The 20,721-nt window shown below is 71.9% G+C and carries 19 protein-coding genes; 3 read left to right on the forward strand and 16 right to left on the reverse strand.

The window, feature by feature from the left end; translation table 11 throughout:
• Positions 1–102 precede the first annotated feature (102 nt).
• The 15 genes from yajC to pgsA form a co-directional block, all read right to left on the reverse strand.
• Positions 103–459 carry a preprotein translocase subunit YajC gene (gene yajC / locus HHX30_RS17975; RefSeq protein ID WP_169983125.1) on the reverse strand — a complete coding sequence of 119 codons (357 nt, stop codon included), beginning with the start codon at positions 457–459 and terminating at the stop codon, positions 103–105.
• A 269-nt stretch (positions 460–728) separates the two neighbouring features.
• Positions 729–1,778: a Holliday junction branch migration DNA helicase RuvB gene (ruvB, locus tag HHX30_RS17980; protein ID WP_169983126.1), complete on the reverse strand. Its 1,050-nt coding sequence runs from the start codon at positions 1,776–1,778 to the stop codon at positions 729–731.
• A gap of 79 nt (positions 1,779–1,857) precedes the next feature.
• The gene (gene ruvA / locus HHX30_RS17985; RefSeq protein WP_169983127.1) at positions 1,858–2,478 is read right to left on the reverse strand and encodes a Holliday junction branch migration protein RuvA; all 621 of its coding nucleotides are present in this window, start codon (positions 2,476–2,478) and stop codon (positions 1,858–1,860) included.
• Positions 2,475–3,095, reverse strand: coding sequence for a crossover junction endodeoxyribonuclease RuvC (gene ruvC, locus HHX30_RS17990; RefSeq protein ID WP_169983323.1), 621 nt, complete (start codon positions 3,093–3,095; stop codon positions 2,475–2,477). Before ruvC ends, ruvA begins: the two co-directional genes overlap by 4 nt.
• Before the next feature lie 124 nt (positions 3,096–3,219).
• Positions 3,220–4,383, reverse strand: a complete 1,164-nt coding sequence (gene eis / locus HHX30_RS43290; RefSeq protein ID WP_169983128.1) for an enhanced intracellular survival protein Eis — start codon at positions 4,381–4,383, stop codon at positions 3,220–3,222.
• Positions 4,384–4,453: 70 nt separating this feature from the next.
• On the reverse strand, positions 4,454–5,206 hold the full coding sequence (locus HHX30_RS18000) for a YebC/PmpR family DNA-binding transcriptional regulator (RefSeq protein WP_169983129.1): 753 nt from the start codon (positions 5,204–5,206) through the stop codon (positions 4,454–4,456).
• A gap of 4 nt (positions 5,207–5,210) precedes the next feature.
• Positions 5,211–5,801 carry a pyridoxal 5'-phosphate synthase glutaminase subunit PdxT gene (gene pdxT / locus HHX30_RS18005; protein WP_169983130.1) on the reverse strand — a complete coding sequence of 197 codons (591 nt, stop codon included), beginning with the start codon at positions 5,799–5,801 and terminating at the stop codon, positions 5,211–5,213.
• 85 nt (positions 5,802–5,886) lie between these two features.
• Positions 5,887–6,312 (reverse strand): MarR family winged helix-turn-helix transcriptional regulator, encoded by a 426-nt coding sequence (locus HHX30_RS18010; RefSeq protein ID WP_169983131.1) that lies wholly within the window; start codon positions 6,310–6,312, stop codon positions 5,887–5,889.
• Positions 6,313–6,398: 86 nt separating this feature from the next.
• Entirely contained in the window at positions 6,399–7,958 is a 1,560-nt protein-coding gene (locus tag HHX30_RS18015) for an alkaline phosphatase (protein ID WP_169983132.1), read from the reverse strand.
• 211 nt (positions 7,959–8,169) lie between these two features.
• Positions 8,170–9,084 carry a pyridoxal 5'-phosphate synthase lyase subunit PdxS gene (gene pdxS, locus HHX30_RS18020; protein ID WP_169983133.1) on the reverse strand — a complete coding sequence of 305 codons (915 nt, stop codon included), beginning with the start codon at positions 9,082–9,084 and terminating at the stop codon, positions 8,170–8,172.
• A 107-nt stretch (positions 9,085–9,191) separates the two neighbouring features.
• A complete protein-coding gene (locus HHX30_RS18025; protein WP_311922538.1) occupies positions 9,192–10,193 on the reverse strand; it encodes a DUF3048 domain-containing protein in 1,002 nt (333 codons plus the stop codon).
• A gap of 134 nt (positions 10,194–10,327) precedes the next feature.
• A complete protein-coding gene (locus tag HHX30_RS18030; RefSeq protein WP_169950012.1) occupies positions 10,328–10,867 on the reverse strand; it encodes a hypothetical protein in 540 nt (179 codons plus the stop codon).
• On the reverse strand, positions 10,864–11,997 hold the full coding sequence (locus tag HHX30_RS18035) for a glycosyltransferase family 4 protein (RefSeq protein ID WP_169983134.1): 1,134 nt from the start codon (positions 11,995–11,997) through the stop codon (positions 10,864–10,866). The genes HHX30_RS18030 and HHX30_RS18035 overlap by 4 nt, the downstream gene beginning before the upstream one ends.
• On the reverse strand, positions 11,994–12,995 hold the full coding sequence (locus tag HHX30_RS18040) for a phosphatidylinositol mannoside acyltransferase (RefSeq protein ID WP_169983135.1): 1,002 nt from the start codon (positions 12,993–12,995) through the stop codon (positions 11,994–11,996). The genes HHX30_RS18035 and HHX30_RS18040 overlap by 4 nt, the downstream gene beginning before the upstream one ends.
• Positions 12,992–13,597 (reverse strand): phosphatidylinositol phosphate synthase, encoded by a 606-nt coding sequence (gene pgsA, locus HHX30_RS18045; protein ID WP_169983136.1) that lies wholly within the window; start codon positions 13,595–13,597, stop codon positions 12,992–12,994. Before pgsA ends, HHX30_RS18040 begins: the two co-directional genes overlap by 4 nt.
• A gap of 252 nt (positions 13,598–13,849) precedes the next feature.
• Here pgsA and HHX30_RS18050 point away from each other — a divergent pair, with 252 nt between their 5' ends.
• The 3 genes from HHX30_RS18050 to HHX30_RS18060 all read left to right on the forward strand — a co-directional run bounded on the left by HHX30_RS18050 (position 13,850) and on the right by HHX30_RS18060 (position 20,070).
• Positions 13,850–15,979: an elongation factor G-like protein EF-G2 gene (locus HHX30_RS18050; RefSeq protein ID WP_169983137.1), complete on the forward strand. Its 2,130-nt coding sequence runs from the start codon at positions 13,850–13,852 to the stop codon at positions 15,977–15,979.
• A 238-nt stretch (positions 15,980–16,217) separates the two neighbouring features.
• Positions 16,218–17,822: a family 10 glycosylhydrolase gene (locus HHX30_RS18055; protein WP_169983138.1), complete on the forward strand. Its 1,605-nt coding sequence runs from the start codon at positions 16,218–16,220 to the stop codon at positions 17,820–17,822.
• Positions 17,823–17,967: 145 nt separating this feature from the next.
• Positions 17,968–20,070, forward strand: coding sequence for a hypothetical protein (locus HHX30_RS18060; protein WP_169983139.1), 2,103 nt, complete (start codon positions 17,968–17,970; stop codon positions 20,068–20,070).
• A gap of 76 nt (positions 20,071–20,146) precedes the next feature.
• Here HHX30_RS18060 and HHX30_RS18065 read toward each other — a convergent pair whose 3' ends face one another.
• Complete coding sequence (locus HHX30_RS18065) at positions 20,147–20,698, reverse strand: HIT domain-containing protein (RefSeq protein ID WP_169983140.1); 552 nt, start codon at positions 20,696–20,698, stop codon at positions 20,147–20,149.
• Between the last annotated feature and the right edge of the window lie 23 nt (positions 20,699–20,721).

Here is a 20,721-nt window from a genome sequence, read left to right on the forward strand (position 1 = left end):
GCGCAAGGAGCAGCAGGAGTGTGCGTCCAGGCTTGCTCTGGCTACTTGTCGGTGGGGCCACTGGAGGTCAGTTCTTTCGTCGAAAAGTTGTGATCAGCCTACTCAGGACTGCTTGGTGCTCGTGTCGTCACCGTTCCCCGTGTCGGAACCTTCCGCCACGGTCCCCTCGGTCTCCCCGCTCGTCACCTCGTCAACAGGAGTGAGCACCCGGCCGATCGCCGCCTTGACCCAGCGGGTCTCGACGCCGGGGGCCAGCTCCAGCACGACGTCGTCGTCCTCGAGGGCGACGACCGTCGCGAACAGGCCTGTCGTGGTCATGACCCGGACGCCCGGGGTGAGGGAGTTCTGCATCCGGATCTGCTCCTGCTGCCGCTTGCGCTGCGGGCGGATCAGGAGGAAGTAGAAAACCACTACCAGCAAGATCAGTGGCAGGAACGTCCCAAGCGGGTTGTTACCCACGGGGGCCACCCTTCCGTAACGTGATGAACCGGCCTGGCGCCGGAGGTCTTGTGCGCTTCACACGCGGGCCACCGCGACGCTTCTCGTGTCGCAAGAACGGCCAGTCAAGCCACGCAGTGTATGCGAGCCCGCAGAAGCCCGGCAACGAACCCACGGCCTGGCGGGCAGGAAAGTTCCCGTTTCATGGGCTTCGCAATCGGTCTGTTACCTCTTTGCCCCGCTTTCCGCTTCCAGCCGCCGCGTCCGTGCCGGCGCCGACGGAGGGGCGCTCACTTGTCGTCGAAGAGCGTGGGCGCGGCGACCGCGCCCACGGCGTCGGGGGGCGGAGTCAGGCCGAGGTGCGCCCAGGCCGCGGCGGTGGCGACTCGGCCCCGCGGAGTGCGGGCCAGCAGCCCCTGACGCACCAGGAAGGGCTCGGCCACGACCTCGACGGTCTCCGGCTCCTCCCCCACGGCCACCGCGAGCGTCGACAGGCCCACCGGGCCGCCGCCGAACTTGCGCAGCAACGCGTCGAGCACGGCCCGGTCGAGCCGGTCCAGCCCCTCGGCGTCGACCTCGTACAGGTTGAGCGCCGCCGCCGCGACATCCATGGTGATCACGCCTTCGGCGCGTACCTCGGCGAAGTCGCGCACCCGCCGCAGCAGGCGGTTGGCGATCCGGGGCGTCCCCCGTGACCGGCGGGCGATCTCATGGGCGCCCTCGTCCGGCAGCTCCACCGACAGCAGCCGGGCGGAGCGCCGCAGCACCTGCTCGAGCTCGGCCACCTCGTAGAAGTCCATGTGCGCGGTGAAACCGAACCTGTCGCGCAGCGGCGCGGGCAGCAGCCCCGCCCGCGTGGTGGCCCCGACCAGCGTGAACGGGGCGATGTCGAGAGGGATCGAGGTGGCGCCGGGGCCCTTGCCGACCACGATGTCGACCCGGAAGTCCTCCATGGCCAGGTAGAGCATCTCCTCCGCCGGGCGGGCCATGCGGTGGATCTCGTCGATGAACAGGACCTCGCCCTCGGTCAGCGTGGACAGGATCGCGGCGAGGTCGCCCGCGCGCTCCAGCGCCGGACCTGAGGTCATCCGCAGCGGCGCGCCCAGCTCGGAAGCGATGATCATGGCCAGCGTCGTCTTGCCGAGCCCGGGACCCCCGCTCATCAGGACGTGGTCGGGCGGGCGGTTGCGGCGCAGGGCGCTCTCCAGCACCAGCGAGAGCTGCTCGCGCACCCGGCCCTGCCCGATGAACTCCTCCAGACGCCGGGGACGCAGCGCGGCCTCGATCGCCCGCTCGTCGCCCTCGGGTTCGGGCGACACGAGATCCCGCTCGAAGCTCACTCGACACCATCCGCTCGGCCTGCCGGGACCTGTCCGCTTCCCGGTGAAAATTTCATCGAACCATCAGCCCGTCACACGGTCACCGCACGCTCAGTGCGCGCAGGGCGGACTTCAGCAGCACGGCCACCTGCGGGGCGCGGCCGGCCGCGACCTCCGCCTCGGCCTCCGCGGTCACCGCCGCCACCGCCTCGTCGGCGTCGCGGGACGAGTAGCCCAGCCCCACCAGCCCGGAGTGGACCTGGTCGCGCCAGGCCGGCGCGGCGGCCGAGCCGTTCAGCGCGGCGTCGACGGCCCCGGCCGGAGTGCCGAGCTTGTCCTTGAGTTCGAGCACGATGCGCTGCGCGCCCTTCTGGCCGATGCCCGGCACCATCGTCAGGGCCTTGATGTCGGCGCTCGCCACCGCGACGCGCAGGGCGTTGGGCGCGTGGACCGCGAGCATGGCCAGGGCCAGGCGCGGCCCGACCCCGCTGGCCGTCTGGAGCAGTTCGAAGACCGTGCGCTCGTCGTCGGAGGCGAAGCCGTACAACGTGAGCGAGTCCTCGCGAACGACGAGCGAGGTGGACAACCGGGCGGGTTCGCCGACCCGCAGCCCCGCCAGGGTCCCCGGGGTGCAGTGGACGAGCATCCCGACGCCGCCCACCTCGACCACGGCGCTGTCGGCCCCGATCGCCGCCACCTGCCCCGCCACGGATGCGATCACCGCGTGCTCCCTCCCCGGTCCGTACGCCCGGCCGCGACTTCGCCGGGCGTCCCAGTCCTACCAGAGGCCCCAGAGCCCCCAGTGCCAGTGGCGCCCGCACCGCCGTGACGGGCCCTGGCCAGGGCGTCGGCCAGGCGGTGCTGCACGCCGCCGCGCCAGACGTGGCAGATGGCCAGGGCGAGCGCGTCGGCGGCGTCCGCGGGCTTGGGCATGGCGTCGAGCCGCAGCAGCCGGGTGACCATCGTGCCGACCTGCTTCTTGTCGGCGTTGCCGTTGCCCGTGATGGCGGCCTTGACCTCGCTCGGCGTGTGCAGCGCGACCGGCAGCCCCCGCCGGGCCGCGCAGACGATCGCGACGGCCGACGCCTGGGCCGTCCCCATGACCGTGCGGACGTTGTGCTGGGCGAAGACCCGCTCGACGGCGACCGCGTCCGGTCTGATCTCGTCGAGCCAGCGCTCGATCTCCGCCTCGATGACGACCAGCCGGGACCCGATGTCGTCGTCGGCCGGGGTGCGGACCACCCCCACCGACAGCAGACTCAGCGGCGCGCCGGGACGGCCCTCCACGGCGCCGAGACCGCACCGCGTCAGCCCCGGATCCACGCCCATCACCCGCATCTGGGGCAACCGCACCGGCACGCCTCCCTGATCCCGGCCGGCGCAGCCACCGCACCTCACCGCCACTGCGCCGAACACCTGTTCGGCCGGTCACTCTATCGCGATCAGCGGCGGCGCGGGCGTGTCAGAAGTAGTCGATCATGTACGCGGCGCAGCCGAAGGCCGCGTCCAGCGCGTCGTCGGCCTCGGGAGAGCCGCCGGTCAGCAGGCCGGCGCGGCGGAGCGTGGCCGTGGGCACACCGGCGAACAGCGCGGACATGCCGCCGATCGTGAGCCGGGTGCTCTCTCCGGGCGCGGTGTCCCGGCGCGTCGCGGAGCCCGAGCCCCCGTCCACCCGCAGCAGCCACGCGCCCGTGTTGCCGGCGCGCCGGGAGTCGGTCACCTCGACGGGGATCTCGACGGACAGCCCGGCGGGGAAGCCGCGCCCCCCGACCGCGCCGGGCAGGTCGATCAGCCGGAACATCCACCGGGTCTGGGTGACCTCGTCCTTCGACCGCTCCCGCAGCATCCAGAGCACCGGGTCGGCCGGGTCGACGCAGGCGGTCACCGACTTCGCGACGGACGAGGCGCTGCCGACCATCGACCACAGCGCCCGGGCCGTCGCCTCCGACTCCGCGAGCAGGTTGTCGACCTCGATGTCCCCGTCGTTCCACCGGTAGACGACGAACCCGTCCTCAGCCAGGTAGCAGAAGTCGTCGTCGTCCTCCAGCCACAGGCGCCAGGTCCGCTCGTCGAAGGTCAGCGGCCCGCTCGCGCGCGTGGCGGCGTGCACCCTGCCGATCAGGGCCACGAGCTCGGCCGCGTCGGACGGGCCCATCCGGCGCAGCTTGACCGCGCCGCCGGGGTCGCCCACCGTACGCAGCGCCTCGGCGGGCAGGGTGATCCGCTGGAGCACGCCGGCGTGCTCGTAGCCCGCGCTCCGGTACAGCGGCGTGGTGGCCGGGTACAGCGCGGAGACGGCGTGGCCGAGCTGCGCGCAGCGCTCGATCACCGCGTCCATGAGCGTCCGGCCCACTCCCCTGCCGCGGTCCTCCGGCGCCACCGTCACGCCCGCCACGCCGCCCATCGACTGCGGGCGGCCGTGCCACCACTGGACGTACGGGTTGATCCTGGCCGTGCCGACGAGGCGGGTGCCGTCGAAGGCGCCCAGGTAACGGCCCTCGGGCAGCATCGGGGTGACGAGCTTGCGCCACATCTGCGCGCCGTCGCCGGACAACGGGCCGAAGGCGCGCCTGCGGGAGTCGAGGACGGCGTCAAGGTCGTCGCTCGTGAGATGACGGATTTCCACAGCAGGCCAGGCTATGCGGGCGCCGTCGGCCGCTGCCACCGGTTTTCCGCCCCTCTGTCCGACTTCGGCGTCAGGCCTCGACCTTCTCCATGACCTCGTCGCTCACGTCGAAGTTCGCCCAGACGTTCTGCACGTCGTCGCTGTCCTCGAGCGCGTCGATGAGCTTGAAGACCTTGCGGGCGCCGTCCTCGTCGAGGGGGACGTTGAGCGTGGGGACGAAGCTGGCCTCGGCCGACTCGTAGTCGATCCCCGCGTCCTGCAGCGCCTTGCGCACCGGGATGAGGTCGGAGGCCTCGCAGACCACCTCGAAGTTGTCGCCGAGGTCGTTGACCTCCTCGGCCCCCGCGTCGAGGACGGCCATGAGCACGTCGTCCTCGGTCAGCGACCCCTTGGGGACGATCACGACGCCCTTGCGGTTGAACATGTACGACACCGAACCGGGGTCGGCGAGCGAGCCGCCGTTGCGGGTCAGCGCCACGCGCACCTCGGACGCCGCGCGGTTGCGGTTGTCGGTGAGGCACTCGATGAGGACCGCGACGCCGCCCGGGGCGTAGCCCTCGTACATGATCGTCTGCCAGTCGGCGCCGCCGGCCTCGAGGCCGCCGCCGCGCTTGCGGGCCCGCTCGATGTTGTCGATCGGGACCGAGTTCTTCCTGGCCTTGGTGATGGCGTCGAACAACGTGGGGTTGCCGTCCGGGTCGGGCCCGCCGGTCCTGGCCGCGACCTCGATGTTCTTGATGAGCTTGGCGAAAAGCTTGCCGCGCTTGGAGTCCAGCGCCGCCTTCTTGTGCTTCGTCGTCGCCCATTTGGAGTGGCCGGACATTCGCCTAGAGCTCCCTCACCATTTCGACAAAATACGAGTGCACCCGCGCGTCGCCGGTCAGCTCCGGATGGAAGGACGTCGCGAGCAACGGTCCCTGTCGGACCGCGACGATCCTATCCCCAGCTTCGGTGCGGCCCAGCACCTCCACGTCGGGCCCCACGGACTCGACCCAGGGCGCGCGGATGAAGACGGCCCTGATCGTCCCGCGCGCGGCGAAGTCGAGGTCGGCCTCGAACGAGTCGACCTGGCGGCCGAAGGCGTTGCGGCGGACCACCATGTCGATGCCGCCCAGCGTCTCCTGGCCCTCGATGCCGCCCCGGATGCGGTCGGCCAGCATGATCATGCCGGCGCACGAGCCGTAGGCGGGCATGCCCTCCTTGATCCGCAGCCGCAGCGGTTCGAGCAGCTCGAAGGCGGTGGCGAGCTTCCAGATCGTGGTCGACTCCCCGCCCGGGACGACCAGCGCGTCCACCGCGGCGAGCTCCTCCTGCCTGCGCACCGGCACCGCGGTCGCGCCCGAATCCTCCAGAGCGCGGATGTGCTCGCGCACGTCGCCCTGCAGGGCGAGCACGCCGATCTTGGGTGCGGACGTCACGGTTTCCCTTCCTGTGGTGACCCTGTTCAGGGTATGGCCGCGGTCTTGCGCGCCCAAAACGATAAATCAGACGCTCCAGGGAGTGTCAGACGCGGCCCAGCTTGGCCAGGGCGGGAAGGGCGCGGGCGATGGCGGAGCGCTCCTCGGGCGTCAGCGCGCCCAGCCGGCCGGACAGGTAGGCGACCCGCGCCCGCCGTACGGCCCGCAGGCGGTCGCGGCCCTCGCCGGTCAGCTCGACGGTGCGCACCCGCGCGTCGGAGGCGTCGGTGCCCCGCGCGACCAGGCCGGCCTCCTCCAGGCGGTTGACCTGCACGGTCATCGTCGGGAGCTGCACACCGTGCTCCTCGGCCAGCTCGGTCATCCGGCGCGCGCCGTCCTCCAGGGAGCCGAGCACGGAGTACTGCTGGCTGGTGACCGGCTGCCCCGCCGTCGTACGGCGCAGCAGCATCACGATGTGGCGCAGCTCGCGCGACAGGGCCTCGGCTAGCCGCCCGGTGTCGTCGGTCGTCATAGCAGGTCACGATAACGGTGGCCGGGCCGGAACAGACGAAGCGGGCGGCGCCCCCGAAGGGGACGCCGCCCGCCGGGGCACGTTTGTCAGGGGCGCTCGGTCTCCTGCCGCACGGTGTCCTCGACCGTGATCGCACGCCGCGCCGCGATCGAGGGGTCGAGCGGGCGCAGGTACGTCTGCTGCACGCCGGGCACCCTGTCCTCGATCACGAACGTCGCCCTGGTGCGCACCTCGGAGCCGGGGGCCGAGACCACGGGCACCACCCTGAAGTCGGCGGTCAGCGCGTCCCTGTCGATCTTCGTGAGGACGTAGCCGCGCTGGTTGTTGTAGAACTTCAGGTGCGGGTTGATCTTCAGGAAGGGGTGCGCCGCCGGGTCGGAGTCGGCCCCGTCGCCGGTGGTGCTGATGGAGGTCGTCACCAGCTCGGACCCGACCGTGGGGCCGGTCGGGTCGTCGTAGTCCAGCTTCAGGTCACTGGCCCAGTGCGCGTGCACGTCTCCCGTGAGAACGACGGGGTTGCGCACGCCGGCGTCGATCCAGCCCTGGGTGACACGCTGCCGCGAGGCGACGTAACCGTCCCAGGTGTCCTGGCTGGTGATCTTCGCCGGCCCGGCGTTGTTGTCGCGCTGGGCGAAGAAGACCTGCTGGCCGATGACGTCCCAGCGCGCCCGCGATCGACGGAAGCCGTCGAGCAGCCACGCCTCCTGCTCGAAGCCCATGATCGAGCGGGCCGGGTCGACCGCCTCCGGGCAGTCCTTGTAGCCGTCGCCGCAGCCCTGGTCGTCACGGAACTGCCGGGTGTCGAGCATGTGGAAGTTCGCCAGCGCTCCCCACCTGACACGCCGGTAGAGCTGCATGTCGATGCCGCGCGGTACGGAGGTGCGGCGCAGCGGCATGTTCTCGTAGTAGGCGCGGAAGGCGGCGGCCCGGCGCTCGAGGAAGGTGGGCTGCTCCTCCGTGCGCTCCGGCATCTCGTCGGCCCAGTTGTTGTCCACCTCGTGGTCGTCGAAGACGACCAGCCACGGGGCGCCGGCGTGCGCGGCCTGCAGGTCGGGGTCGGTCTTGTACTGCGCGTGCCGCTGGCAGTAGTTCGCCAGCGTCATCGTCTCCGGCCCTTCGTGGTCGCGCACGTTGCCGCCGGGGGCGACGTAGGTGTTCCTGGTGTACTCGTACTGGTAGTCGCCCAGGTGGAGGACCAGGTCCGGGTGGTCCTCGGCGAGGCGGCGGTAGGAGGTGAAGTAGCCGTGCTCGTACTGCGCGCAGGACACGAAGGCCACCGTCAGCGGGCCGCCGAACGACAGCGGGTCCGGCGCGGTCAGGGCCCGGCCGGCCGGTGAGACGTACGGCCCGACGCGGAAGCGGTACCAGTACTCCCTGCCGGGCTGCAGGTGGTCCACCTCGACGTGGACGCTGTGCCCCCATTCCGGGCTCGCCTCGGCCACGCCCGCCCGCACCACTCGGCGGCAGCTCTCGTCGGCGTAGACCTGCCACTGCACCGTGAACGCGCGCCGCGGCATGCCGCCGAGCCCGTCGCCCGCCGCCCCGGGCGTGGGCGTGGGGGCCGCCAGGGCGGCGCCGGGGACCGCGGCGACGGCCCCCGCGGCGAGTCCGGTGACGAGGAAGGAACGACGATCGAGGCCGGGCAATTGGGCTCCCTGTGACGATCAGAGGCGGGACGCCCGCAGCCTGATGATCGATCGTGACAGGAGAGTAAAGACCGGCGGAACGATATCGGTCACCCGAAAGGCGACATCACCAAGCGGTCATCCCGACCTCCGATGCACGAACAGCAAGAACGCCCGGCTGGGATGTCCCAGCCGAGCGTGTCTCCCCCGTGTGCCGAGCTCGCGGGGCCGTCTACCAGCCGCGCTCGGCGAGGCGGTGCGGCACGGGGATGTCGTCGACGTTGATGCCGACCATGGGCTCGCCCAGGCCGCGCGAGACCTTGGCGATCACGTCGGGGTCGTCGTAGAACGTGGTGGCCTTGACGATGGCGGCGGCGCGCTTGGCGGGGTCGCCGGACTTGAAGATGCCCGAGCCGACGAACACGCCCTCGGCGCCGAGCTGCATCATCATCGCGGCGTCGGCGGGAGTGGCGATGCCGCCCGCGGTGAACAGCACCACCGGCAGCTTGCCGGTCTTGGCGACCTCGGCCACCAGCTCGTACGGCGCCTGCAGCTCCTTCGCGGCGACGTACAGCTCGTCCTCGGGCAGCGAGGTGAGGCGCTTGATATCACCCCGGATCTTGCGCATGTGGGTGGTGGCGTTGGAGACGTCTCCGGTGCCGGCCTCACCCTTGGAGCGGATCATCGCGGCGCCCTCGGTGAGGCGGCGCAGCGCCTCGCCGAGGTTGGTGGCCCCGCACACGAAGGGAACGGTGAACTGCCACTTGTCGATGTGGTTGGCGTAGTCGGCCGGGGTCAGGACCTCGGACTCGTCGATGTAGTCGACGCCGAGCGCCTGGAGCACCTGGGCCTCGACGAAGTGGCCGATCCTGGCCTTGGCCATCACGGGGATGGACACGGCGCTGATGATGCCCTCGATCATGTCGGGGTCGCTCATCCGGGACACTCCGCCCTGGGCGCGGATGTCGGCGGGGACGCGCTCGAGCGCCATGACGGCGACGGCTCCGGCGTCCTCGGCGATCTTGGCCTGCTCCGGGGTGACGACGTCCATGATGACACCGCCCTTGAGCATCTCGGCCATGCCGCGCTTCACGCGGGCGGTGCCGACGGCGGTGGTCTCGTTGACTTCGGGCGTGCTGCTGGACACGGTGCTACCTCACGACGGCGGGCCTACGGATTCCTCTCCATGGTAGGTGCTGGCCGATCCCGCACCCGACGCTCCCACATGGCGGAGTCGATCATGTCTTTTGTCCATCACGGCGCGACGGGCTTGCGCGAGGCGAGCACCACCCAGACCTGGCCGCGGGCGAACGGCATGGGCGTGCCGTCGGCCATGGTGTAGGCGGTGCCCTCCTTCTCCGAGGCGCGCGACCACTTCACCCGGTAGGCCTGGCCGTCCCTGAGCACGACGCCGGTGCCCTTGCCCACCGTGTGCACGAGCGGGGTGTAGCTGCCGGTGAAGTCGTGGAACTCCGAGCGTTCGGTCTTCACCCACTGGATGACGATCGTGGGGGCGCCCTGCTGACCGCCCTCGGCGGCCATGTCCTTCTCGCCGTCCTGGGTGACCAGCCAGCGCTTCTGCGCCGCCGACCAGGTGAACGTGAAGCGCGCCGCCGGATAGCGCACGCTGACGCTCTTCTGCGGCGTGCCCCCGGCGGGCGACTCGTCGGAGAAGACGAATCCGATGTCCTTCGCCTTGCTCGCCTGCGGCGCCTTGGCGAGCAGCTGCCTGGGGCTGCCGACCAGGTTGTACGGCGCGACGCGGCCCTGGGCGCGGGTGTACGCGCCGGGGACGCGGCTGTCGGACACGTCGAACAGCGAGGCCTTCTGGACGAAGGGGATCATCTTCGTCTGCACCCCGGAGTAGGCCAGGGCGGGCTTGCCGAACATCGGGAGGATGTGCAGGTCGGAGATGCGGGCGCTGCGGACCGGTCCCACCTGCGCGGGCAGCTTCGAGGAGAAGATCGCCATGAGCCGGGTGAGCCCGCCCTCGACCTGCTCGACGTAGACGATGTCGGCGCTGCGCACGCCCATCTGCGGCTTGCCCGCGTGGGTGTTCTCGATCTTCACGGCGAGGACGGGCCTGCGGGAGGCGACCGGGCGGCCGGTGAACGGGTGCTCGGGAGGCGGCGTCGGCGACGGGGACGCCAGCGGGCTCGCTCCCTGGGACTGGGCGGCCGGCTTGTCGTCGCCGGAACACGCGGTTCCGGTCAGGATGACCGCCATGGCCAGCGTGAAGCCGATCCCTGCCCGCACCGTACCGCTCCTCCCGGTGGAAAGCCCCCGACACCAGGCACGACGGACCTGGCCCATGCGGACCCGTTGACCAGCATGGCTATGAAACGGCATGAGCTTACCGGGATCAGCCCGAAATACCCGACAAAAAGTGACTATCCAGTAGCGAGGGATTCGGGCGGTTCGTCGTCGATGTCGAAGAAGCGGGGCGGGTCGGTGTGCCCGGCCAGGCGCAGCGTGCGGGCCAGCCAGCGCCGTTGTGCCGTACGGGTGACGCCGGCGGCGTTGTTGTAGAACCGGCGCGAGTAGACGACCTTGGCGACCGCCGTGTCCAGCTCCTCCAGCAGCGCCGTCCCCGCGGGATGCTCGGCCAGCTTCTCCCTGAACCGTTCCTGGTCGACCACCGCCCGCAGCGTCCTCGACAGGTCGCTCTCGGCGTGCTCGCGCTCGTCCGGCCCCGCCGTACGGGCCTCGTGGGCGGCCGCGGCGAGCACCAGCGAGGTGGCGGGATCGAGGATGCGCGAGCCGGCGAGCTCCAGGCAGACCGCGGCGCGGCGCAGCAGCGCGGCGTCGAGCGCGGCCTGCGCGGTCTCCAGGCGGATGTGGAGGCGGTCGAGCCGCCCGGCCCGCCAGGAGACGTAGACGGCGAACAGCACGACGACCACGGCCGCCACGAGGATGACAGTGGTGGTCACGGCAGCGCGTCCTCCACGACTCCCGCGCTGGCGTGGGTGACGGTCTCGTAGACGCGCACGACCTCCCGCGCGACCGTCGACCAGTCGTACTTCCACACGGCCTGGCGGGCCTCGTCGGAGAGCTTGGCGCGGCGTCCGGGGTCGTCGAGCAGCCGGGCGGCCTCCCCGGCCAGGGCGGCGGGGTCCCCGGTCGTGAACAACGCCCCGGCCTGGCCGTCGCCCAGCACGCGCCGGAAGGCGGGGATGTCGCTGGCGAGGATCGGCGCCCCCGCCGACATGGCCTCGGTGAGCACGATGCCGAAGCTCTCGCCGCCCAGGTTGGGCGCGCAGAAGACGTCCACGGAGTGGTAGGCACGCACCTTGTCGGCCTCGCTGACCATGCCGAGCAGCCCGACCCTGTCCCGGTAGGGCTTGGGCACCCGGTCGAGCACGTCGTCGGGGTCGCCGGGACCGGCGATCAGCAGCCGCAGCCGCGGCCGTTCGGGCGCGAGCAGCGCGAACGCCTCCAGCAGCACGGCCAGCCCCTTGCGCGGCTCGTCCATCCGCCCGAGGAAGCCGATCACGCCGCCGTCCGGGCCCCAGCCCGGCAGCGGCTCGCCCTCGGCGTACCTGCGCACCGTGACGCCGTTCGGGATCAGCACCGCGTCGCCGCCGAGGTGCTCCACCAGCGTCTTACGGGCGGCGTCGGAGACCGCGATCCTGCCCGTGATCTTCTCCAGCGCGCTCTGCAGCATCGGCGCCGCCACGGACATCGCCCGCGACCTCTCGTAGGAGGCGTGGAACGTCGCCACGATCGGCCCGCGGGCGACCCAGCAGGCCAGCACGCCGAGGGAGGGCACCGCGGGCTCGTGCACGTGCAGCACGTCGAACCCGCCCTCCCTGATCCACTTGCGCACCCGGTTCGCCGACAGGAAGCCGAACGCCAGGCGGGCGACCGACCCGTTGTACGGCACGGGCACGGCGCGGCCCGCCGGGGTCACGTACGGCGGCAGCTCGGCGTCGTCGGCGGCGGGGGCGATGACCGACACCTTGTGCCCGTCGTCGATGAGCGCCTCGGCGAGGTCCCTGATGTGCGCCTGCACGCCCCCGGGAACCTCCCAGGTGTACGGGCAGACGATGCCGATGTTCACGACCCGGCCCCGGCCCGGGGCTCCAGGTCGTCGAGCCACAGGCGCTGGAGCATGTGCCAGTCCTCCGGGTGCTCGGCGATGCCCTTCTCGAACACCGCCGCCATGGCCTGGGTCATCACCCCGACCTTCTCCTGCCGCGTCCCCTCGGACGGCACGGGGATCTCCTCGTGGATCCGGATGCCCCAGCCGTCGTCCTCGAACCACAGCACGGCGGGCAGCAGCGCGGCGCCCGTCTGGACCGCCAGCAGCGCGGGCCCGGCGACCATGCGCGTCCTGGCGCCGAAGAAGTCGACCTCGACGCCGGAGGCGGTCAGGTCGCGCTCGGCGGGCAGGCACACCGGCCTGCCCTCGCGCAGCCGCTTGGCGAGCGTGCCGAACGCCATCGCGCTGCCGCCGCCCTTGGCCGTCAGCGGCAGCACCTCCATGCCGAGCCGCTCGCGGTAGGTCACGAAGCGCTCGAACAGCGACTCCGGCTTCAGCCGCTCGGCGACGGTGGTGAAGGGGTGGCCCGTGTGCACCAGCCAGGCCCCGGCGAGGTCGTAGTTGCCCATGTGGGGCAGCGCGACCACCACTCCCCTGCCCCTGGCGATGTTGTCGAAGATGTACTCGCCCCCGGTGACCCGGGTGCCGTCGAGGATGCGCTCGCGGGTGTAGGCGGTGAAGCGGAACGACTCCATCCAGTACCGGAAGTAGGAGCGCATGCCGGCCCGGCTCAGGTCGCGTACGGCGGGATCCGCGGGGTCGCCGCCGACGACGCGGGCCAGGTTGGCCTCCAGGCGGCGTACGGACCTGCCCCGCTTGCGCCACAGCCAGTCGGCCAGGACCTGGAAGAACCAGGCGGCCAGCCGTCCCGGCACGTGGCGGACCACGGCCCAGCCGACGGTGTACGCCGCCGCGACCAGCCGGTCGGCGAGCGGCGCCGCGCCGGGGCGCCCCGGCCGTGCGGGGGACGGGTCGTCCGGCGCCGCACCGGAGGGTGGGCCGGCCGTGCCCTTCATCTGACCACCGCCTGTCTGTACACGTGCACCATCCGCTGGACCACCGTGACGGCGCTGGCGGCGGCGAGCAGCCAGAGCCCGGCCGCCAGGACGTACGGCACGCCGAGGCCGGACAGTCCGGCCGCGACGAGCACGACCACGAGACGCTCCCCCCGTTCGGCGATGCCGACGTTCGCGGTCATGCCGAGGCCCTCGGCCCTGGCCTTGGCGTAGGAGACCAATGCTCCCGCGACGAGGCAGAAGAGCGCGACTGCCGCGAGGACGATCTCGGGCTCGTCCTTGAGGACGAAGTAGAGGATCAGCCCCGAGAAGATCGAGGCGTCGCCGAGACGGTCGAGCGTGGAGTCGAGGAAGGCGCCCCACGTGCTCCCCTTGCCCGTCATGCGGGCCAGCACGCCGTCCAGGAGGTCGGCGAGCACGAAGAACGTGATGACGAGCGTTCCCGCGAACAGATGCCCGGGCGGGTAGAAGGCGAGGGCCGAGGCCACCACTCCGAGCGTGCCGATCGTCGTGATCACATCGGGCGAGATCCCCCATCGGGCGAGGGCTCGCCCCAGGGGGGTCATGACTCGGGTGACGGCGGGGCGCAGGATGTTCAACATCGCCGTTCGATCGTAGGCCATCCAGGGCTGCCGCACCTCGCAAGCACATTGGCCGAAAAGTCTTGTGATATGCGCCACATGGGTAAAGGGTGAAGAGCACGCGCCCGCAGGGCCGCCCGGAGGTGTCTCGGAGATCTTCGTGCGGTCCCGGAGAAGGGCGGGCCCCCGGGCGCGGACAGCGACGGCACGAGCGGCCGGCGCGGGGTGCGTGCCACGCGCCCATCCCGACCGCTCCGAGATTCGGGAGGCGATGTGGCCGAAAGATCAACCGGCGCGACAACAGGGGCCGCGGGCAGGGCACCCGCGGCCGATCGGCCGGACATGGTGCGCAATGTCGTGCTGGTCGGCCATTCCGGGGCCGGGAAGACCACGCTGATCGAGGCGCTGCTCGGGGAGACGGGCACCATCCAGCGTCCCGGCCGGGTCGAGGACGGCACCACGGTCAGCGACTTCGACGAGGTGGAGGTGCGCCAGCAGCGCTCGGTGAACCTGTCGGTCGCCCCCGTCGTCTACAACGGCATCAAAATCAACTTCTTGGACACCCCCGGGTACGCAGACTTCGTCGGCGACCTGCGGGCCGGGCTGCGCGCGGCCGACGCGGCGCTGTTCGTCGTCTCGGCGGCCGACGGCGTGGACGGGCTCACCCGCATGCTCTGGGAGGAGTGCGCGCTCGTCGGGATGCCCCGCGCCGTGGTCATCACCAAGATCGACCATCAGCGCGCCAACTTCGACGAGGTCCTCGCCACCTGCCAGGACGCGTTCGGCGACGGCGTCGCGCCGCTCTATCTACCGGTGAACGGCACCGGGCTGCTCGGGCTGCTCTCACAGCGGCTGTTCGACTACGGCGGCGGCCGCCGGGCCGAGCGGGAGCCTGACGCCGACCAGCTCGCGGTCATCGAGCAGTACCGCGGCGACCTCATCGAGGGGATCATCCAGGAGAGCGAGGACGAGACCCTCATGGACCGCTACCTCTCCGGCGAGACGATCGACACCAAGGTGCTGATCGACGACCTGGAGAAGGCGGTCGCGCGGGCCGGCTTCTACCCGGTCCTCGCCACGGCTCCCGGCGTCGGCATGCTGGAGCTCCTGGAGATCGTCACCCAGGGCTTCCCGTCGCCCCTGGAGCACCCGCTGCCGAAGATCACCGGGATCGACGGCAAGCCGTGCAGGGAGATCACCGCCGACCCGGACGGCCCGCTCGTGGCCGAGGTCGTGAAGACCACGAGCGACCCGTACGTCGGGCGGATCAGCCTGGTCCGGGTCTTCTCCGGCACCCTGCGGCCGGACATGACGGTGCACGTCTCCGGCCACGGCCTGGCGGAACGGGGGCACGAGGACCACGACGTCGACGAGCGGGTGGGCACGCTGTCGTCGCCGCTGGGCAAGGTCCAGCGGACCGTGGGCAAGTGCGTCGCCGGGGACATCTGCGCGGTCGCCAAGCTGTCGCGGACCGAGACGGGCGACACGCTCTCCGACAAGGACGACCCGCTGCTGGTCGAGGCGTGGACCATGCCGGAACCGCTCCTGCCGGTGGCGATCAGTGCCAGGTCGAAAGCCGACGAGGACAAGCTCAGCCAGGCCCTGAGCCGTCTGGTCGCGGAGGACCCGACCCTGCGGCTGGAGAACAACGCCGAGACCCGTCAGCTCGTGCTGTGGTGCATGGGCGAGGCGCACGCCGACGTCCTGCTCGACCGCCTGGCCAAGCGGCACGGGGTCGAGGTCGAGAAGATCGACCTGCGGGTGCCGCTGCGGGAGACGTTCGCCGGCAAGGCGCAGGGCCTGGGGCGCAACGTCAAGCAGACCGGCGGCCACGGGCAGTACGCGATCTGCCACATCGAGGTCGAGCCGCTGCCGTCGGGCGGCGGGTTCGAGTTCGTCGACAAGATCGTGGGCGGGGTGGTCCCGAGGCAGTTCATCCCGTCCGTGGAGAAGGGCGTGCGGGCGCAGATGGAACGCGGGGTCGTCGCCGGCTATCCGATGGTCGACGTTCGCGTCACGCTCTACGACGGCAAGGCCCACTCGGTCGACTCGTCCGACATGGCCTTCCAGATCGCCGGTCAGCTCGCGCTCAAGGACGCCGCGTCCAAGGTGGCGACGCACCTGCTCGAACCGGTGGACGAGGTGTCGGTCCTCGTGGCGGACGACTACGTCGGGGCCGTGATGTCCGACCTGTCCTCCCGCCGGGGCAGGGTGCTCGGCACCGAACCGGTCGGCACCGGCCGCACGCTGGTGCGCGCCGAGGTGCCACAGTTGGAGATCACACGGTACGCGATCGACCTGCGCTCGCTGTCCCACGGGGCGGGCACGTTCACCCGTTCCTTCCTGCGGTACGAGCCCCTGCCCGCGCACCTGGCCGGCAAGGTGGCCGCGGCGGGCGAGTAGCAGCCCCACCGGGGACCCCGGCGGCCCGCCTCCCGCCGCCGGGGCCCCGCCATGTCCGCGCAGCTCACCCGGCCCTTTTCCGGGGGCCGGGTTTCGTATTCGCGCCGTACGGGGAGTCCCGATAGGTGCCTGGCGTCACATGCGCATCACAAGTTCATTTCGTTTTTCTGGCTAAACCATTCTTTTGCCGGTGTAAGACTTATGGCCGGACTTACTGGCAAATCGGAGGGGTAGCCACGTGACCGAGCGGGGACAGGTCATCCGTCCGTTGATCGCGACCACCGTCATCGCCGCGGTCGCGGTCGGAGCCGCCTACACGTTCGGCCCCGGCGCCCAGGCCGAGAAGGTCGGCGCCGAGAAGGCCGGCCGTACGGTGGCCCCGAAGGCGCAGCGGCAGCAGGTCAGGGCGGAGACGCTCACGGCGGCCGACACCTGCGCCGTCAATGAGAAATATCCCAAGCGCCAGCTACGCGGCGTCTGGGTCGCCACCGTGCACAATCTCGACTGGCCGTCGAAGCCGGGGCTGCCGCCCGAGCGGCAGAAGGCCGAATACGTGAAAATCCTCGACAACGCCGTGAAACGACGCCTGAACGCGGTGTTCTTCCAGGTCCGGCCCGCCTCGGACGCCATCTACCGCTCGTCGCTGGAGCCGTGGTCCCAGTGGCTCACCGGCACGGCGGGCCAGGACCCGGGCTGGGACCCGCTGCCGTTCCTGGTCGACGAGGCCCACAAGCGTGGCCTGCAGTTCCACGCGTGGTTCAACCCCTACCGGGCGGCCGACTCCGCCTCCTCGAGGCTGCCCGCCGGGCACCCGGCGCGGCTCCATCCCGACTGGACCGTCAAGCACGAGGGCAAGCTCTACTACAACCCCGGCCTGCCGCAGGTGCGCGGCTGGGTCACCAAGGTCGTGACCGACGTCGTGAAGCGCTACGACGTGGACGGCGTCCACTTCGACGACTACTTCTACCCCTACCCCGGGCAGGGCACGCGGTTCGCCGACCAGGCCGCGTACAAGAAGTACGGCAAGGGCCTGACGCTGGCCGACTGGCGGCGGCACAACGTGAACCAGCTGGTCGCCGAGGTCTCGCAGGCGGTCCACTCGGCGAAGCCGCACACCGTCTTCGGGATCAGCCCGTTCGGCATCTGGCGCAACAAGACCGAGGACCCGGCGGGCTCGGCCACCAAGGGCATGTCGGCCTACGACTCGATCTACGCGGACGCCAGGGCGTGGATCAAGGCGGGCTCGGTCGACTACGTGATGCCCCAGCTCTACTGGCCCCGCGGGTTCGCCGCGGCCGACTACTCCGTGCTCGCCAAGTGGTGGGCCGACGCGGTGAAGGGCACCGCCGTCGACCTCTACATCGGGCAGGCCCTCTACCGGGTGGGGGCCGCCGACACCCCCGCCTGGACCAAGGCGGGCGAGCTGCCCGCCCATCTCACGCTGAACCGCAAGCATCCCGAGATCTCGGGCGACGTCTACTTCAGCGCGGCGCAGCTGGTGAAGAACCCGCTCGGCGTGCTCGACCGGATCGTGAAGAGCCACTACGCCCGCCCGGCGCTGCCGCCGGTGCTCAGGGCGAGCGCCACGCCGCCCGTCGCCCCGCGCGTGGTGAAGGCCTCCGGCGGGACGCTGACCTGGCAGGCGCAGCCGGGCGCGCAGGCGTACGGGATCTACCGGGTGGCGGACAAGGACGCCTCCTGCGCGACGGCGGACGCGCGCAACCTGGTGGCGGTCGTGCCGGCCTCCGGCGCCCCGTCGTACGCCGCCGGCGCCTCCGGCACCTACTACGTCACCACCGTCGACCGCCTCGGCAACGAGAGCCCGGCGACCCGGGCGGGCTGACCCCGGCTGCTCCCCGCTCTTCGGTCCCAGATTCCGCATGTCCTCCAGCCTCATCCGTTGCTTGTGCGGGCTGCGGGGGCGCCGACGGGTCCGGTAGCGTGGTCGCGAGTTTTCCCAAGATCATGTGCGGGGCTGGGGGTCACCGGTGAGAGGCACGTGGGTGAAGCGCGCGCTCGTCGCCGTCGTGTTCGGCGTGTCGGTCGTGGCCCTCGCCCCGGCGGCGTCCGCGGGAGTCACGGCCGGGCCGGGCGCGAGCGGGACGGCGGCCGGGGAGCGGGTGGTGCTCGTCGGGATTCCCGGGCTGATGTGGAGCGACGTCACCCCGGACGACACGCCGAACCTCTGGCGGCTCGCCGGCGACTCGGCCCTCGGCTCGCTGTCCGTGCGGGCCGTGCGCAAGGACACCTGCCCGTACGACGCCTGGCTCACGGTCTCGGCCGGGGTGCGGTCGGCGGTGGGCGGCGGGTGCGGCATGGCGCCCACGCCCGAGGCGGACGGCGCGGGGGCGGCGATCCCCGAGTTCTCCTGGCTGTGGGAGGCGCGGGGGCAGCGCGACGCGGGCACGCTCGGGCAGGCCCTGCACGCGGCCGGGCGGACGACGATGGCCGTCGGCCCGGGAGCCGCGCTCGCGCTGGCCGACCGCGAGGGCCGGGTGGACGTCTACGCCTCCTCACCGGCCGAGGTCACCCAGTGGTCCGGTGGCGACGTGGTCGCCGTGGAGATCCCCGACCTCGTCGCGCCCTACATCTCCGGCGACCGGCTCACCGACGCGCCCGAACTCCTGGCCGCCGGCGCGCGGCGGGCCGCGGCGCGGGCGGCCGACACGAGGCTCGGGTCGTTCCTGCCGCGGCTCGGATCGGCGACGGTGCTGGTCGCCGGGCTCTCCGACCATGGTTCGGTCCCCCACCTCAGGGCCGCGATGCTCCATGGCGGTGGGATGGCGGGCACACTCGGCGCCCGCTCCACGCACCGGGACGACATGATCATCCTTCCTGATCTCACCGCCACGATCCTGGCGAGGGCCGGGGTGGCCGCTCCCGCGAACGTCGTCGGCGTGCCGGTCGAGACCCACGCGGCCGGCGGAACCCCGGACGAGCGTGTCGCGGCCCTGCGCACCGCCGACGTGGCCGGGCAGACGATCCGCGACATGACCGGCGTCTTCTTCACCACGCTCGCCGTGCTCCAGGTGCTCTTCTACGTCATCGCGTTCGTGCTGCTGCGCCGCCGCGACGGGCTGCCCGCCGTACGGGCCGCCGCCGTGGCGCTCGCCGCGATCCCCGTCTCGACCTACCTCGTCAACCTCACGCCGTGGGCCCGTGCGGCACAGCCCGCGCTGACGCTCTTCGCGTCCATCGCGGTGATCGCGGCGGCGCTCACCGTGGCGGCCCTCGCGGGCCCGTGGCGGCGCGGCGTGCTCGGACCGCTGACCGTGATCGCCGCGGTGACCTCGGCCGTGCTGCTCGGCGACCTGCTGACCGGCACCCCCCTGCAGCTCAACAGCCTGATGGGCTACACGGGCGTGGTCGGCGCCCGCTACTACGGCCTGGGGAACATCCCCTTCGCGTTGCTCGCCACGGCCGTGCTGCTCGTCGCCACGGCCGCCGCCGACCGGCTGGTCAGGGCGGGCCGCAAGGGCGTCGCGGTGGCCCTGGTCGCCGCGCTCGGGGCCTTCGCGATGCTGCTCGACGGCTGGCCGGGCGTGGGCAGCGACTTCGGCGGCGTCATCGCCTTCGTGCCGGGCATCGCGGTCACCGCGCTGATCGTGGCGGGCAGGCGGGTGTCGATCGTGAAGCTGGGCGCCTTCTGCGTCGCGGGCGGCGTGCTGGTGATGGCCATCGCCTACCTCGACTACCTGCGTCCCCCGGCCAGCCAGACCCACCTCGGCCGGTTCGTGGGGCAGGTGGCCGACGGCACGTTCCTGCCGGTGATCTCCCGCAAGCTCGGGGCGATGCTGTCCACGCTGCTCAGCCCCAACCTGATGCCCGTGGTGATCGCCGCCTTCGCGTTCCTGGTCTTCGCGCTGCTGCGGCCGGGAGCGGCGAGCGCCGGGGTCCTGCCGATCGCGTTCGAACGGGCGCCCATGCTCAGGGCGGGCCTGCTCGGCGCGCTCGTCAGCGGGCTGGTCGGCATGCTCGTCAACGACTCGGGAGCCGCGGTGCTGTCCATGGCCCTCGCCCTGGCCGTGCCGCTCGTCCTCAGCGCGGGCATCCGCGCCCTGCAGCACGGCGAGCCGGCCCCGGCGGCCTGACGGTCGCCGCCCCGGGTTCGCGCCGCCGCGGCGCCGGCCGGTCTTCGCGCGGCGTACGGCCGTCAGGAGGAGGCGCTCAGGAGGAGGCGGGCCAGGCGTCGGCGAGCAGGTCGCGCGTGTCGCGCAGCAGCTGCGGCAGCACCTTGGTGCGCCCGACCACCGGCATGAAGTTGGTGTCGCCGCCCCACCGGGGCACGACGTGCTGGTGGAGGTGGGCGGCGATGCCCGCGCCCGCCACGCCGCCCAGGTTCATGCCGACGTTGAAGCCCTGCGCCCCGCTCGCCTTGCGCAGCGCCTGCGTCGCGCGCTTGGTGAACTCGGCCAGCTCGGCCGTCTCCGGTCCGTCGAGGTCGGCGTAGTCCGACACGTGGCGGTAGGGGCAGACCATCAGGTGCCCGGAGTTGTACGGGTAGAGGTTGAGCACGGCGAACACGGCCGATCCCCGCGCCACGATCAGCCCGTCCTCGTCGGGCAGCTTGGGGATCTCGCAGAACGGGCAGCCGTCGTCCACCCCGGACCCGCTGGGCTTGTTCTCGCCCTTGATGTAGGCCATCCGGTGCGGGGTCCACAGGCGCTGGAAGCTGTCGGGAACCCCGGCGCCGGCCTGCTCGATCGGCTCTGAATCCACGGTCGCGCTTCCCTCCGGTTCGT

The organism is Microbispora sp. H10836, from assembly GCF_012999525.1.
Taxonomy (GTDB): Bacteria; Actinomycetota; Actinomycetes; order Streptosporangiales; family Streptosporangiaceae; genus Microbispora.